The sequence below is a fragment of the Arthrobacter sp. Soil762 genome (assembly GCF_001428335.1).
GTDB lineage: Bacteria > Actinomycetota > Actinomycetes > Actinomycetales > Micrococcaceae > Arthrobacter.
On sequence record NZ_LMSG01000005.1, the window covers coordinates 48,690 to 63,289 of the forward strand.

Consider the following 14,600-nt stretch of genomic DNA (forward strand, 5'->3'; position numbering starts at 1 on the left):
CGACATATACCTGAAACGGAAAATATAAACGATGAGTGACGAGACACCCGAGAACCCGGCGGAATCCGCCGATCTTCCGGAAACCGTTCTTGAAGGCGACGTGCTGGTTGACCGCGTGGAGCAGGTGGACCTGCAGACGGAAATGCAGCGCTCGTACCTGGACTACGCCATGGCCGTTATTGTGGGCCGTGCCCTTCCCGACGTACGCGATGGCCTCAAGCCCGTACACCGCCGCGTGCTGTACGCGATGTTCGACGGCGGTTACCGGCCGGAACGGTCCTTCAATAAGTGTGCCCGTGTGGTGGGCGAGGTCATGGGCCAGTACCACCCCCACGGCGACACCGCGATCTACGATGCGCTGGTCCGCCTGATCCAGGATTGGACCATGCGCTATCCGCTGGCCCTGGGCCAGGGCAACTTCGGTTCGCCGGGCAATGACGGTGCCGCAGCCCCGCGGTACACCGAAACGAAAATGTCCCAGCTGGCCATGGAGATGGTCCGGGACATCGACGAGGAAACCGTCGACTTCCAGGACAACTACGACGGCAAGAACCAGGAACCCACCATCCTGCCGGCGCGTTTCCCCAACCTGCTGGTCAACGGTTCGTCCGGCATTGCCGTGGGCATGGCCACCAACATTCCGCCGCACAACCTCCGCGAAGTAGCTGACGGCGTCCAGTGGTACCTGGCCAATCCGACGGCCAGCCGCGAGGAACTGCTCGAAGAGCTGCTGCTCCGTATCAAGGGACCCGATTTCCCCACCGGGGCAACGATTCTTGGCCACAGGGGCATTGAGGACGCGTACCGGACGGGCCGCGGCTCCGTCACCATGCGCGCCGTGGTCAACGTCGAGGAACTCCAGGGCCGCACGTGCCTGGTTGTCACCGAACTGCCCTACCAGGCCAACCCGGACAACCTGGCCATCAAGATCGCCGAACTGGTCAAGGACGGGAAGATCTCCGGCATTGCGGACCTCCGCGACGAGACCTCCGGCCGCACCGGCCAGCGGCTGGTCATTGTGCTCAAGCGCGACGCCGTGGCCAAGGTAGTGCTGAACAACCTCTACAAGCACACCGACCTGCAGAGCAACTTCTCCGCCAACATGCTGGCCATCGTGGACGGGGTTCCGCGCACGCTGAGCCTGGACGCCTTTATCCGCCACTGGGTAACGCACCAGCTGGACGTCATAGCGCGCCGTACCCGCTACCGCCTGCGCAAGGCCGAAGAAGAGGCGCACATCCTGCGTGCCCTCCTGAAAGCACTGGACGCGCTGGACGAAGTCATCGCGCTCATCCGTGCCTCCAACACCACCGAAGCCGCACGCGACGGACTGATGCAGCTGCTGGACATCGACGAACTGCAGGCCCGGGCCATCCTGGACATGCAGCTGCGCCGCCTGGCAGCCCTGGAACGCCAGAAGATCCAGGACCGCCATTCCGAACTCGAGGCCCTGATCGCCGAGTACAACTCGATCCTTGCCTCCGAGGAACGCCAGCGCGAAATCATCAGCACCGAGTTGGGCGAAATCGTGGCCAAGCACGGTGATGACCGCCGCACCAAGATCCTGATGGGCTTCGACGGCGACATGTCCATGGAGGACCTGATCCCCGAAGAAGAGATGGTTGTCACCATCACCCGCGGCGGCTACGTCAAGCGCACCCGCAGCGACAACTACCGGTCGCAGCAGCGCGGCGGCAAGGGCATCAAGGGCGCCCAGCTCCGCGGCGATGACGTGGTGGAGCACTTCTTCGTGACCACCACCCACCACTGGCTGCTGTTCTTCACCAACCTCGGCCGGGTCTACCGGGCGAAGGCGTATGAACTGGTGGAGGCCGGCCGTGATGCCAAGGGCCAGCACGTTGCCAACCTGATGGCCTTCCAGCCGGACGAACACATCGCCCAGGTACTGGACATCAGGGACTACCAGCAGGCTCCTTACCTGGTGCTGGCCACCAAGCGTGGCCTGGTCAAGAAGACCCGGCTGGAGGACTACGACACCAACCGTTCCGCCGGCGTCATCGCGATCAACCTGCGTGACGAGGACGAGCTGGTTTCCGCCCAGCTGGTCTCCGAAACGGATGACCTTATGCTGGTGTCCCGCATGGGCCAGTCCATCCGCTTCACCGCCACCGACGATGCCCTGCGTCCCATGGGCCGGGCCACGTCCGGTGTTACGGGCATGAAGTTCCGCGAGGACGATGAACTGCTGGCGGCGGACGTCGTTACTGACGGTTCTTTTGTCTTTGTGGTCACCGAGGGCGGGTACGCAAAACGCACCGCGGTGGAGGAATACCGCCTGCAGGGCCGTGGCGGCCTCGGCATCAAGGTGGGCAAGTACCAGGAGGAACGGGGCCACCTCGTGGGCGCCCTGATTGTCCAGGAAGAGGACGAGGTCCTGGTGGTCATGGAAGGCGGCAAGGTTGTCCGTTCCTCGGTGGCCGGCGTACCTGCCAAGGGCCGCGACACCATGGGCGTTATCTTCGCGAAGCCGGACAAGAATGACCGGATCATTGAGGTCGCCAGGAACAGCGAACGCGGCCTCGAGGGCGAAGAATCCGTGGACGATGACGTAACGTTGGCTGAAGAGGCCGGGTCCCCCGAGGGATCCGCAGGGTCAGCAACAACGGCAGAAACATCACCGGCTGTTGAGTCAGAGGACGCCTCCGGCGACGCTGAGCCGAACGAAGACTACACCGGAGGTAACGAGTGAGTAATCCCGACTCATATCCCAAGCCGAGCAGCAATGTCCCCGGCGGAACGCCGCCGCCCGCGGCCGCACCCCGGGTGAACGCTCCCGTCCGTCCGCAGCAGCGCCCACCTGCCCCTACCGGCGCGCCGGGGCAGCGGCCGGCCGTTCCCGGCCAGCGCCCTGCGCAGGACCGGGTTTCGGCAGGCCAGGCCGACCAGCGTGCCGGACAGGGCAGGCAGGCAGCAGCACAGGCCAGCCAGCGCCCAGTGCAGGGCCGGTCTCCGCAGGGCCAGCCCGGCCTGGTCAAGCCTGCACCCAAGGCCAAGGTCAGGCGTGCACGGCTGCTGGTCAGCAAGGTGGATCCCTGGTCTGTCCTGAAGATGGCATTCCTCCTGTCGGTGGCGCTGGGAATCGTCACCGTCGTGGCCGCCATCGTCCTCTGGACTGTCCTGGACCTCACCGGAATCTTTGACCAGGTGGACAGCCTCCTGGGCACCCTGGCAGGCTCCGAAGGCGGCGGGTTCGAACTGAAGAAGGTCGCATCCCTGGGCCAGGTGGCTTCCTTTGCCACGATCATCGCCGTGGTCAACGTTGTCCTGCTGACGGCGCTGTCCATGCTCTCAGCGGTGCTTTACAACATCTCCGCAACGCTTGTTGGCGGCATCGGCGTTACCCTCACGGACGACTGAAAACCCATAATTTCACCGGAATTTCTCCGGCGAAATGCCTCGATTTGAGATCGGGCCGGGATGTGCTGTAAAGTCATGTCTCGGCCCGATGAGGCATCGGGGCGTATAGCTCAGGCGGTTAGAGCGCTTCGCTGATAACGAAGAGGTCCCAGGTTCAAGTCCTGGTACGCCCACGGAACCTGTGCAGGTTCGAAGGAAGGTTCGGTTTGCTTCACGGCAGGCAGGACCGGAACGGGGAGCATGTGAAGAAGTTGCTGGTACTTGCAGCTGCGATCGCAGGCGTCCTGCTCTACAGGAAAGCACAGGAATCCGAGGCCCGGAAAACAGTCTGGAGCCAGTCGACCGACAAGGTCGAATAGGCCGGATTCCCGGACCGGGAGCTTGCAAAAGGCTCCACGGTTCTAGGGTATGATTGACGGGTTGCTTCTTATGGGGGCATGGCGCAATTGGTAGCGCACCTGCTTTGCAAGCAGGGGGTTCGGGGTTCGAGTCCCCGTGCCTCCACCATAAGGAAGTCCCGGACAGCCGCAACGCTGTCCGGGACTTTTTCGTTAAAAGCAGAACAGTAGGGTTGAACGGTGAACTTTCTTCTTGCCGCCGTGGGCGTCCTGGGCGTGGCGTCGTCCGGGCCGTTGATCGCCGCGACCCTCGGTGCCACCACCGTCAGTGCCCTCGCCATCGCCTTCTGGCGCAACGCCATCGGGGCCGCCGTCATGGCCACTCCCACCGTGGTCCGCGAACCCCGGCAGTTCGGCCGGATCACCGGCCCCGAGTTCCGCTGGTCGCTGCTCGCCGCCGTCGCCCTGGCCCTGCACTTTGCCTGCTTCATCACGTCCCTCCAGCTGACCTCCGTTGCTGCCGCCACCGCCCTGGTCTGCCTGCAGTCGGCCTGGATTGCCGTCTTCCAGCTCTTCCGCGGCACCAGGCACCGCTGGCAGGTGCTGGCAGGGCTGGGGATCGCCTTTGGCGGTGTTGTCACCATCACCGGCTTCGACATGGGATCCTCGCCGGACGCGCTCCTGGGCGACCTGCTGGCCGTCGCCGGCGGGGCTCTGGCTGGCCTCTACACGCTCGCCGGCGGCAGGGCCCGGCAGACCATGACCACGGGAACGTACACCACGCTCTGCTACGGGATGTGCGCGGCCTTTGTGGCGGTGCTGGCGCTTTTCAGCGGCCAGCCGCTGGTGGGGTTCGACGCCGTTGGCTGGGTGGGGATCCTGGCCATCACCGTGTGTGCCCAACTGGTGGGCCACACAGCCTTCAATCACCTGCTGGCCACCATGAGCCCGCTGCTGGTGTCGATGATCATCCTGCTGGAGATCCCCGGCGCAGCCGTTCTGGCCGCGGTCTTCCTGCACGAGACCCTGCCCGCAGGCACCTACGGCGGGCTGGGGCTCATCCTCGTGGGCCTCGCCGTCGTGGTTCTGGGACAGCGGTCAGGCCTCAGGAAACGGCGCGAAGGTTCCGCCGCGCGTGGGGATGAACCGCCGTCGGACCGTCTGGCTGAACTCGGAACGGACTGAGGCCGGGCAAGGGCCGTAAAGCGGGCCTATTGCCCGCCGCGGCGGACAGACTGGGCGGTGTTGACCGTGTGGATGGCCCGCAGGAGCTTCGCCGGGAAGTAGACCGAGAAGAACACCACCATGGGTGCCTTGAGGGCCATTTTCTTGACGTTGTGCGCCTTGTACGTGCGGTCGAAGCGCGTCACGTAGTACCGGTAGTCCCGCGGTGAATCCTCGAGCCGGCGGGCGGACATCCCGGATACCATCTGGGGCCAGTACTGGACCTTGAGTTCGTGGTCGGCGAGGTGCAGGGAGAGGTCGATGTCCTCGTGCATCTCGTCCTTCTCGTCCCGGCAGGTTTCGTCCCGGATGGTTTCCCATGCCGTAGCCCGCAGGGCCATGTTGGAGCCGAACAGGAAGTGGTACTGGTGCTTGGCGAGCTTGAGCATCAGCTGGCGCATCTTGTCGTCTGCCTTGAGCCCGAACCGCCGCATCGGCATGTCGTAGTAGACCACCGGTCCGGTGGCTGCATGGACTGACGGATCAAAAAAGGCCTTCTGGACCTGCTCCACCCAGTCCGGCTCGACAACAGAATCGGCGTCAATGCGACCCAGGACGTCGCCGGTGGCATGGTTGAGGCCAAAATTTCGGGTGGGAATCAGGCCCTGGTCCCGGTCCTGGTTGAGCAGGATGATGGGACTTTCCGGATACTCCAGCTGCATCTGCGCCACGATGGCGGCGGTGCGGTCAGTGGAGAGGTTGTCCACCACGATGATTTCGTGGGCCGGCACCGACTGGTACACCGCAGCGATGAGACACTGCCGGATGACACTTTCCTCGTTGTAAGCCGGGATGACAATGGACACGCGCGGCAGCTGTGCTGCGTCGTTCAAGGCATCCCCAGAGGATTTATCGGCTAACATCAGTTCAAATTTAGCACCGATCAGGGTTCGTCCCGCCTGCGAGTGGGTCCAGCCCGGACAAACACTGGGAAAACACTGAAGGGGCCCCGCACAAGGCGGAGCCCCTTCAGTGGGCGGCGCGAGGGCGCCGGAAGTGCTAGTTGCTGCTCTTGTCCGCGGAACCGTTCATGTTGGCCGCAATGTTCTTGATCGCGGTCTTGGCATCGGTGGACGCCTTGGCTGCTGCGTCTGCCGATTCGTCGGCGACGTGCTTGACCTTCTCGGCCGCGTCGTCCACGGTGTCCTTCGCGTCCCCGGCAACATCCTGTGCCTGGCCGGCCACGGCGTCAGCGGCCGAAACCGTGGCGGCTGCAGCCTTGCTGGCGGCGTCCTCGGCCGTGTCCTTGGCGTCGTTCACGGTGGTGGCGGGAACCGGCGCCGGAGTTGGCGTGACAGGGGAAGGGGTCTTCCACGGGTCTTCTACCGGCTTGGAAGCCTTCCAGGCGGCGACTCCGGCGGCGACGGCCGCGGCAATGATGCCGAACACCAGCCAGCCGCGCTTCTTGGGCTTCTGCGGCTGGACGATCTGGACTCCCACAGCCTTACCGGCCTCGTGCGCGGCGGCCTTGAGCTGCGTGCCAGCCGTCTGTGCTTGTTCCTGGAGGGAATGCACTACGCCGGAATCGGCAAGCCGCTGCGCGACGGCGTCCACGTGGGACGGCGCACTTTCCAAGGTGCGGTGCACGGCGTCGGACGCGTGGCCGATCTGGTCTGAAAGGCGCGGCAGGTATTCCACCACCACGCGGTCCCGTGCGTTCTGGATCACGGGAGTGGCCTTGTCCAGGGCTTCGTACAGGCGCGGCGTGGCGACCTCAACGGCGTCGTGGATCTTCGGGGCGAGCTGGGCGAGCCCCTCCTGGATGCGCGGCGTCACTGTTGCAACGCCGTCGGCAAGGTTGTGGGCCGCGGTCTTGAGCCCTTCCTGGATCTTGGGAGATGCGGTGTCCAGGCCATGCTGCAAGCGGGGAACTGCCCAATCCACTGCTGCTTCCACGCGGGGGGATGCCCAGTCCTTGGCGTTCTCAACTGCGCTGTTGACTGACTGTTCAAGGTCACGGGCAATACGATCCGATTTCTTCACAACTACCTCCCGATTAATGTGACGGTTCTGTTGTTAGCCTACGTGCCTTGACCTGCACGGGCTATTCTTCCAGCGGATTTACGGCTGATTTCACCCAGCGCGGAACTGCCGGTCCAGCCCCGTCCGCGTTGACCTGCCGTGGAAGAATGGGCCGTATGACTGCAATCGCAACTGCAAAAGCAACCATCCACACCAGCCTCGGCGACATCGTCGTTAATCTCTTCGGCAACCATGCGCCGAAGACGGTCAGGAACTTCGTTGGCCTGGCCACCGGTGAGCAGGCCTGGACCCACCCCGAGACCGGCGAGGACAAGACGGGCACGCCGTTGTACGACGGCACCATCTTCCACCGCATCATCAAGGACTTCATGATCCAGGCCGGCGATCCGCTGGGCCGCGGCGTGGGCGGACCGGGCTACAAGTTCGACGACGAAATCCACCCCGAGCTCAGCTTCAACGCCCCCTACAAACTGGCCATGGCCAACGCCGGTATCCAGGCGGGCAAGGGCACCAACGGTTCGCAGTTCTTCATCACCACCATCCCCACCGACTGGCTGCAGGGCAAGCACAGCATCTTCGGCGAGGTTGCTGACGAGGACTCCAAGAAGGTTGTCGACGCCATCGAGGGCGTCCGCACCGGAATGGGCGACCGCCCGGTTGAGGACGTCACCATCAACAGCATCGACATCGAGCAGCTCTAACCCATCACATGAGCTACGGAATTCCGGCGGCTGAGCCGTCCGCGCAGGTTCCGGTGTGCCCCAGGCACCCGGACCGGCCCTCCTATGTGCGCTGCCAGCGCTGCGGCCGCCCAGCGTGCCCGGACTGCCAGCGGGCGGCCGCCGTCGGATTCCAGTGTGTTGACTGCGTCAACGAAACAAAGCGCACGACGCCGGCGGTCAAGACTGTCTACGGCGGCGCCGTGGCAACCGGCAAACCCATAGTGACGTTTGGAATCATCGCCCTGTGCGCGGTGATGTACGTTCTGCAATGGGTGGTCCCCGGTGAGTGGATCTACCAGAACCTGGCGTTCGCGAATGTTTTTGCCACTCCCGAATTCGGTGAGTTCGAACCGTGGCGGATGCTGACGGCGGCGTTCCTGCACTCCCAGGGATTCATCCTCCACATTGTGCTGAACATGTACATGCTGTGGATTTTCGGCCAGGCACTCGAACCGCTTCTGGGCCGGGTCCGCTTCCTGGCGTTGTATCTCATCTCTGCCATCGGAGGGTCTGTCGGCTATCTCTTGCTGACCCCCGGCTACGTGCCCGGCGTGCCTCTTGCCGGAGTGGTGGGCGCCTCGGGGGCGATCTTTGGACTCTTCGGGGCGATGCTGCTGGTACAGCGACACCGCGGCGGGGATACACGGCAGCTGTGGATCCTGATCGCCATCAACGGCGTGATCGGATTTGTGGTCCCCCAGATCGCCTGGCAGGCCCACCTGGGCGGACTCGTCACAGGAGCCGTGTGCGCTGCCGTCATTGCGTACACACCCCGGGGCCCGCGGCAGCGCCTGCTGCACGCCGCCGGACTGGCCGGAGTGGTTCTCCTGCTGGCCCTGGCGAGCTGGCTCCGCGTCACGGCCGGTTGACCGTCCGGGTCCTCAGGCCCAGCTCCAACAGACCACTTAGACCCCGGTGTCCCAACGGACACCGGGGTCTTTTCTGTGCCTGGTGAGGCCTCCGCATCGCGCTGCCCGTTCACTTGCTGCGTTGGTCCCGGCGTGCGAGCAGCCTGTGGTCCGCGTCAGGCCACGACGACGGCGCCGAAGTTATCCACAGTGGTTATCCACACTGTTGGTAACTTACACGGGTGTAGTTCAGGATTTCGATGTGCCCCTGCTCCCGGGTGTCCGCCATTGTGCCGGATTGGATCATCCGGTTGTCCACAATTGTGGACAACACCTGGGGATGCGCCTGTGGTTAAGTGGAAAAACACGCCATTTGAGCCCGACCTGTGGATATCCTGGCCATTTTCCGCGCCGGGGGCCCATACGAGGGGATCCGGCCTGCCCGTATCAACAGGGTTATTCACAGTGTTAACAACTTACAGACATGTAGTTAACCTTCGGTGTTTCCCCGACTGGGGCAGCTGAGGGGTCCGCTCGGGCCGTCCTGTGGATTGTTGTCCACAACTGTGGATAACTTGTGGGTAGTCCAGTGTTAGTAAGTGGATAACACGGTGTGTGCGAGGGTGTTCCTACGCAGCATCGGACCCAACAAGCTTCCAGCCAGGAGGACCGCCTTGAGCGCCACCGCAACAACCCAGCACATCTACCTCGACAAGCAGCACCCCGCGGTATGGCGCGCTCTCAACGGTCTGGGGCTGAAAGTGCGCGAAGCCGCCGACGCGGCCGGGATTGACCGCAAGACCATAGAGCTGCTCAACGTGCGGATCTCCCAGATCAACGGCTGTGCCTATTGCCTCGACATGCATGTACGGGACGCCATGGAGGCCGGGGAGAGCCAGCAGCGGCTTGCTGTCCTGCCGGCGTGGCGGGAGACAGCCTTGTTCACGGACAAGGAGCGGGCTGCCCTTGCCCTGGCAGAATGCATCACCGAACTGCCGGACCACCGGACAACCGAGCTTGAGGAAGGATATGCGCGTCAGCACCTCAGCGCCGATGAATTTTCGGCGGTCAGCTGGCTGGTGATTACTATGAATGCCTTTAACCGGGTGTCCATCACCAGCCACCATCCGGTCCGCCGGGATCGCTGACCGGGCCACTCCGTTCCGGGCAGAGTGTGAATTATCCACAGCCAATCCACACTGTTAATAACTGTCCGTCCGAGCGCTTTGGATTCGGTCCCGTGCGCCATGGCCTGAACGGGCGGCAGTCGCTTCCGGCGCCGGGAAAGTTATGCACATTGTGGATAACTTTCCCAACAGCTGTGGACAACAGGCCTTGGCGGAGCGTCCGGTTAGTTCCCCGCGGAGCGGCAGGTCAGCCGGTCCAGACGCCTGAGGATCCGCGCCGGTGGCTGTCCAGAAGATGGGTGTCCACCATGCCGATGGCTTCCATCAGCGCGAACATGGTGGTGGGGCCAACGAACGAGAATCCCTGCGTCCGCAGCGCCTTGGACAGCGCCACCGATTCCGGTGACTGCGTGGGGATCTCCGCGTGCGTGACCGGCTGCGGAGTGGCCCGGGGCTGGAACTGCCACACGAAGTCAACCAGGCCTTCCCGCTCGCGCAGCGCGATGGTGGCCCGGGCATTGGAAATGGCGGCACGGATCTTGAGCCGGTTGCGGACGATGCCGGGATCCTGGAGCAGACGCTCAACATCCGCTTCCGTAAAAGCGGCAACAGCGTCCGGCTGGAAGGCGAGGAAAGCCTGACGGAAGGCGGGGCGCTTCCGGAGGATCGTTGCCCACGAGAGACCTGCCTGGAAGCCCTCAAGGCAGATGCGCTCGTACAGGCCTTGTTCGTCCCGGACGGGCAGGCCCCATTCGGAGTCGTAGTACTCGCGCAACAGCGGATCCACGGCGGCCCACGGCGGACGGGCGAGGCCGTCGTCGCCCAGGACAGTTCCGTCCACACCCTCGTTTAGGGGCTGGGCGGCGGCAGCGGGAGTCACGCGGGTCCTGCGGTCAGGTCAGGAACGCCAGCGCGTGGTCATCAGGAAGCCGATGATGGCAATGCCGAAGCCGGCCACGATGTTCCACGACTCCCACGCCTGGACAGGAAACCGGCCCTCGCTGATGTAGAACGTGATGATCCAGAAGAGCCCGATGATCATCAGGCCGAACATCACAGGCTTGAACCAAACAGCGTTGGGCTTATACGCCTGCGCCCCGGAAGCGGGCTGCGCGGCGCTGGAAGTCTTCTTGCGAGGCTTTGACTCGGGCACGTGCTCTCCTTGGCGGACTGGAGCAAGCTCGGCGCCGCGGGCTTGATATCCTGCAAGAAGGAAGTTGCCAGCGGTCTGCGCGATCTTGGTCAAATCTGGATTCTTACTAGCAGCCAATTCTAGCCGTAGTTCAGGGCATTCAAACGCCCACGCGGCCACCCCGGAGGAGAACGCGTGGTAGTGCAGGAGAAGGCGAGGCGCGCCGCTACGCGGCCCGCCCGTGCGGCGCCCGCCCGCGCTTCCATTCTGCGTGGCACAGTGCAGGTGCTCGGCGAGCTGCTCATCACAGCCGGCATTATCCTCCTGCTTTTTGTGGGCTGGCAGCTGTGGTGGACCAACATCGAATCCGACGCCAAGCAGAGCGCGGTCATCAAGGAGTTCGCCCAGGGGCTGGGCGGCGCGATGCCTGCAAGCCCGAAACCGGATCCATCGGCAGCGCCCGTGGATTACGGCACCCCGGCCGTTGCCGCGGCACCAGTCCATGCCGGCACCATCGGCATCATGTATATCCCCCGCTTTGGCCCCAACTACACGCGACCCATCGTGCAGGGAACCACCGGGGATGTCCTGGATACGCTGGGGCTTGGCCATTACGCCAACACCGCCATGCCCGGCGCCGTCGGGAACTTCGCGGTGGCCGGCCACAGGCAGACCCACGGTGCCGTCCTGGACAATATCCACACCCTTGTCCCGGGGGACAAAATCTACGTCCAGACCAAGGACGGCTACTACATCTATGTCTTCCGCAACAACCAGATTGTGATGCCGTCCCGGACCGATGTCCTGGAGCCGGCCCCCACCCGCCCCGGCGTCACTCCCACCGAAAGCTTCCTCACCATGACCAGTTGCAATCCGCGCTTCGGCGCCGAGGAACGCATCATCGCGTACGCGCTGCTGGACAGCTGGCAGCCTGCCTCGGCGGGCCCGCCGGCCGAGATCGCCGCCCAGGTGGCCGCAGCCGTGAGAGGAAACTGAGTATGTACGGCTGGATTTTCCGCCACCTGCCGGGCCCCCTCTGGCTGCGGATCCTCACGTCGCTGGTGCTCGTCGCCGGCGCACTGATCCTGATGGTTCAGTTCCTGTTCCCATGGATGTCCGGTTTCACCGCATTCACCGACTCAACGATTGGTTCTGCAAGCCAGCCATGACCACAACCAAAATCCTGGTCGTAGACAACTACGACAGCTTCGTTTACACCTTGGTGGGCTACCTCCAGGAACTCGGCGCCGAGACCACCGTTGTCCGCAACGACGACGTGACCCTCGCTGAGGCCATCGAGATGGCACAAACGCGCGACGGCGTCCTCATCTCACCCGGTCCGGGAAACCCCGCCGAGGCGGGCGTGTGCATTGAGCTGATCAAGTGGTGCGGGGCGAACAACAAGCCGATGTTCGGTGTGTGCCTGGGCCATCAGGCCCTGGCCGAAGCCTATGGCGGCACAGTTACCCACGCGCCGGAGCTGATGCACGGCAAGACCTCGCTGGTGGAACACAACGGCACCAGCGTCTTTGCCGGGCTCCCCTCCCCCGTGACAGCGACGCGCTACCACTCGCTGGCAGCCGTAAGGGACACCATCCCCGACGTCCTGGAGATCACCGCCGAGACCGCCACCGGCGTCGTGATGGGCCTGCAGCACCGCACTGCACCGCTGTGCGGGGTGCAGTTCCACCCGGAGTCGGTCCTGACCGAAGGCGGCTACCAGATGCTGGGCAACTGGCTCGAGTCCCTGGGAATGGCGGGAGCCGCCGCCCGTGCCGCCACGCTGAGCCCGCTTATCCAGCACTGACCGGCACACACGAACAACGCGGGGTCACTTCGCGCCCATGTTCCCCTTCGGGATGGGCGCGAAGTGACCCCGCGTTGCTTTAGGGAGCGGGTGGAGGCTTAGCCCTTTTTAGTGGGTGTGGGCGTGGCCGTTGGTGTGGGCGGCGGGGCCGGTTCCTTGGCCACCACAATATTGATCGTCTTGCCCTGATCGACGGCGGCGTTCACCGGGTCACTTTGATCCGTGACCCGGCCCGCCTCCACCTCGGAGTTCTCCACTTCCTGGACGTTGGGGACCAGGCCCAGTTCCTTCAGCGCCGTTTCCGCCTCGGCACGCGTGCGGCCACGCAGTTCAGGCATGGACACCTTGCCGGTGGAAATCACGATCTCCACCGTGGTGCCCGGGCCTACCAGCTGGCCCGGTGCGGGGCTGGTGGTAATCACCCTGCCGCCCGGAACGGTGGCGCTGTTGGCTGTGGTGGTGGAAGGGGCTCCCACGAGTCCTGCCTGGCGCAGGATGTCCCGCGCCGCGGCTTCTGTCTGGCCCGGAAGGTTCTCCGGAATCTTGACGGCGCTTGGGCCTTCAGAGATATTCAGGATCACCTCCGCATTGGGGTCAAGCGAGGTTCCGGCCACCGGGTCTGTGCCGATGGCCGTCCCGCTGGGTATGGTCTCGTGCTTGTTCCGTTTGATCTGCGGCCGCAGGTTGGCACCATAAAGTTCCTGCAGGGCCGCCGACTCCGTCAGGGCCGCCACCGCCGGGACCGCCACCTTGGGCGGCGCTGGAGCGGGCTGGTTCACGACGTTGTACAGCCAGAGACCGCCGCCGCCAAGAACCAGCAGGGTGAAGATCACCAAGGTGGCAACCCACGTACGACGACGGGACTTCTGCCGGGCGGTCCGCTCACGTTCCGGAGCGAAGCCAAGGGGCAGTTCATCGACATCCGACTGTCCCAGGGTGGCGGCCGCCATGACCGGTACGCCGTCAGTCCGGGTGTCGTCCGCGTTGCGCTGCCGGCCGGTGGGGTCATCGTCCAGGAAGCCGGCTCCGGTGAGCCCGAACACCTCTGTCACGGGCGGGCGTTCCGGCGTCGGGACGTGGTCGTTGGGATCGGTGGGGGCTTCGGTTGCGGCCAGCGCGGGCACGGACACGCCCGCCCGGGCGGCGCGCAGCGCACGCCGGAAGGCGGCCGCGTCCTGGAAACGGTCCGCCCGGTTCTTCTGCAGAGCCTTGGCCAGGACACTGTCCAGGGCGGTCGAGACCTCCGGGTTCACGCTGCTCGCGGGTTCCGGGATTTCCCTGACGTGCTGGTACGCCACGGACACGGGGCTGTCACCAATAAAGGGCGGGCGGGCGGTGAGCATTTCGTACAGCAGGCACGCTGCGGAGTAGAGGTCGCTGCGCGCATCCACTGTTTCGCCCCGGGCTTGCTCGGGCGAGAGATACTGGGCAGTGCCCACTACGGCCTGGGTCTGCGTCATGGTGGCGGATGAATCGGCGATGGCCCGGGCGATCCCGAAGTCCATGACCTTCACGGAATTGGAGCCTTCGCAGTACATCACGTTGGCGGGTTTGATATCCCGGTGGACGATGCCCGCCTTGTGGCTGTATTCAAGGGCGGAAAGCACGCCCAGGCAGAAGTCGATGGCCTGGTCAATGCTGACTTCCTTGGCCCGGATCAGGTCGCGGATGGTCCTGCCCTCAACAAACTCCATCACGATGTAGGGCACCCGGACGCTGTCCTCCGAGCCATCCGGAACCGTATGTTCGCCCGTGTCGTAAATGGCGACGATGGACGGGTGGTTCAGCGCCGCTACGGACTGCGCTTCGCGTTTGAAGCGCGCCTGGAACTGCGGATCCCTGGCCATGTCCGGGCGGAGAAGCTTGACGGCAACTGTCCGGCCCAGCCTGGTATCCAGTCCGCGGTGGACATCCGCCATCCCTCCGCGGCCGATGATTCCGCCGAGTTCGTAGCGGCCGCTCAGGACGCGCTGATTATCCACCGGGAGGCTATCCTCCCGGTGCAGCGGAGTGCGGGGCGAGTCATTCACTGTCAATCCTG

At 64.4% G+C, this 14,600-nt stretch carries 15 protein-coding genes and 2 tRNA genes; 12 read left to right on the forward strand and 5 right to left on the reverse strand.

The features are described 5' to 3' along the window. Window positions 1–31: 31 nt before the first annotated feature. The 6 genes from gyrA to ASG77_RS06460 all read left to right on the forward strand — a co-directional run bounded on the left by gyrA (window position 32) and on the right by ASG77_RS06460 (window position 4,901). Window positions 32–2,710 (forward strand): DNA gyrase subunit A, encoded by a 2,679-nt coding sequence (gyrA, locus tag ASG77_RS06440; RefSeq protein WP_104060340.1) that lies wholly within the window; start codon window positions 32–34, stop codon window positions 2,708–2,710. Next, on the forward strand, window positions 2,707–3,378 hold the full coding sequence (locus ASG77_RS06445) for a DUF3566 domain-containing protein (RefSeq protein ID WP_056342756.1): 672 nt from the start codon (window positions 2,707–2,709) through the stop codon (window positions 3,376–3,378). The genes gyrA and ASG77_RS06445 overlap by 4 nt, the downstream gene beginning before the upstream one ends. A 99-nt stretch (window positions 3,379–3,477) precedes the next feature. Continuing rightward, a tRNA-Ile gene (locus ASG77_RS06450) sits at window positions 3,478–3,551 on the forward strand. A 69-nt stretch (window positions 3,552–3,620) separates the two neighbouring features. Further along, on the forward strand, window positions 3,621–3,737 hold the full coding sequence (locus ASG77_RS22470; RefSeq protein WP_210412373.1) for a DLW-39 family protein: 117 nt from the start codon (window positions 3,621–3,623) through the stop codon (window positions 3,735–3,737). Between the two features lie 72 nt (window positions 3,738–3,809). Continuing rightward, a tRNA-Ala gene (locus tag ASG77_RS06455) sits at window positions 3,810–3,885 on the forward strand. Between the two features lie 71 nt (window positions 3,886–3,956). Further along, window positions 3,957–4,901: a DMT family transporter gene (locus ASG77_RS06460; protein ID WP_056342760.1), complete on the forward strand. Its 945-nt coding sequence runs from the start codon at window positions 3,957–3,959 to the stop codon at window positions 4,899–4,901. A gap of 26 nt (window positions 4,902–4,927) precedes the next feature. Here the strand turns inward: ASG77_RS06460 and ASG77_RS06465 are convergent, their stop codons facing one another. After that, window positions 4,928–5,803 carry a glycosyltransferase gene (locus ASG77_RS06465; protein WP_056342762.1) on the reverse strand — a complete coding sequence of 292 codons (876 nt, stop codon included), beginning with the start codon at window positions 5,801–5,803 and terminating at the stop codon, window positions 4,928–4,930. A gap of 136 nt (window positions 5,804–5,939) precedes the next feature. Then, window positions 5,940–6,923, reverse strand: coding sequence for a hypothetical protein (locus tag ASG77_RS06470; protein WP_056342765.1), 984 nt, complete (start codon window positions 6,921–6,923; stop codon window positions 5,940–5,942). Window positions 6,924–7,078: 155 nt separating this feature from the next. Here ASG77_RS06470 and ASG77_RS06475 point away from each other — a divergent pair, with 155 nt between their 5' ends. The 3 genes from ASG77_RS06475 to ASG77_RS06485 all read left to right on the forward strand — a co-directional run bounded on the left by ASG77_RS06475 (window position 7,079) and on the right by ASG77_RS06485 (window position 9,641). Beyond that, window positions 7,079–7,624 (forward strand): peptidylprolyl isomerase, encoded by a 546-nt coding sequence (locus ASG77_RS06475; RefSeq protein WP_056342767.1) that lies wholly within the window; start codon window positions 7,079–7,081, stop codon window positions 7,622–7,624. A gap of 8 nt (window positions 7,625–7,632) precedes the next feature. Then, window positions 7,633–8,514, forward strand: a complete 882-nt coding sequence (locus tag ASG77_RS06480; protein ID WP_056342770.1) for a rhomboid family intramembrane serine protease — start codon at window positions 7,633–7,635, stop codon at window positions 8,512–8,514. A 653-nt stretch (window positions 8,515–9,167) separates the two neighbouring features. After that, window positions 9,168–9,641, forward strand: coding sequence for a carboxymuconolactone decarboxylase family protein (locus tag ASG77_RS06485; protein ID WP_056342773.1), 474 nt, complete (start codon window positions 9,168–9,170; stop codon window positions 9,639–9,641). Window positions 9,642–9,867: 226 nt separating this feature from the next. On the opposite strand, the gene ASG77_RS06490 is transcribed toward ASG77_RS06485, so the two are convergent. Then, window positions 9,868–10,500, reverse strand: a complete 633-nt coding sequence (locus tag ASG77_RS06490; RefSeq protein WP_235564352.1) for a DNA-3-methyladenine glycosylase I — start codon at window positions 10,498–10,500, stop codon at window positions 9,868–9,870. Between the two features lie 18 nt (window positions 10,501–10,518). After that, complete coding sequence (locus ASG77_RS06495) at window positions 10,519–10,773, reverse strand: cell division protein CrgA (protein WP_056342777.1); 255 nt, start codon at window positions 10,771–10,773, stop codon at window positions 10,519–10,521. A 174-nt stretch (window positions 10,774–10,947) separates the two neighbouring features. On the opposite strand from ASG77_RS06495, the gene ASG77_RS06500 reads away from it, so the two are divergent. The 3 genes from ASG77_RS06500 to ASG77_RS06505 are packed head-to-tail and all read left to right on the forward strand — an operon-like array spanning window position 10,948 to window position 12,559. Next, a complete protein-coding gene (locus ASG77_RS06500; protein WP_056342780.1) occupies window positions 10,948–11,748 on the forward strand; it encodes a class E sortase in 801 nt (266 codons plus the stop codon). A 2-nt stretch (window positions 11,749–11,750) separates the two neighbouring features. After that, window positions 11,751–11,921, forward strand: coding sequence for a hypothetical protein (locus ASG77_RS22185; protein WP_200950679.1), 171 nt, complete (start codon window positions 11,751–11,753; stop codon window positions 11,919–11,921). After that, window positions 11,918–12,559: an aminodeoxychorismate/anthranilate synthase component II gene (locus ASG77_RS06505; RefSeq protein ID WP_056342783.1), complete on the forward strand. Its 642-nt coding sequence runs from the start codon at window positions 11,918–11,920 to the stop codon at window positions 12,557–12,559. Before ASG77_RS22185 ends, ASG77_RS06505 begins: the two co-directional genes overlap by 4 nt. A 98-nt stretch (window positions 12,560–12,657) precedes the next feature. On the opposite strand, the gene pknB is transcribed toward ASG77_RS06505, so the two are convergent. After that, window positions 12,658–14,589 (reverse strand): Stk1 family PASTA domain-containing Ser/Thr kinase, encoded by a 1,932-nt coding sequence (pknB, locus tag ASG77_RS06510; protein WP_056342786.1) that lies wholly within the window; start codon window positions 14,587–14,589, stop codon window positions 12,658–12,660. Window positions 14,590–14,600: the final 11 nt, after the last annotated feature.

Excerpts from the sequence above, each read along its gene's own strand:
- gyrA (WP_104060340.1), top strand. The coding sequence starts at position 32 with ATGAGTGACGAGACACCCGAGAACCCGGCGGAATCCGCCGATCTTCCG.
- ASG77_RS06465 (WP_056342762.1), bottom strand. The coding sequence starts at position 5,803 with ATGTTAGCCGATAAATCCTCTGGGGATGCCTTGAACGACGCAGCACAG.
- ASG77_RS06475 (WP_056342767.1), top strand. The coding sequence starts at position 7,079 with ATGACTGCAATCGCAACTGCAAAAGCAACCATCCACACCAGCCTCGGC.
- ASG77_RS06480 (WP_056342770.1), top strand. The coding sequence starts at position 7,633 with ATGAGCTACGGAATTCCGGCGGCTGAGCCGTCCGCGCAGGTTCCGGTG.
- ASG77_RS22185 (WP_200950679.1), top strand. The coding sequence starts at position 11,751 with ATGTACGGCTGGATTTTCCGCCACCTGCCGGGCCCCCTCTGGCTGCGG.
- ASG77_RS06505 (WP_056342783.1), top strand. The coding sequence starts at position 11,918 with ATGACCACAACCAAAATCCTGGTCGTAGACAACTACGACAGCTTCGTT.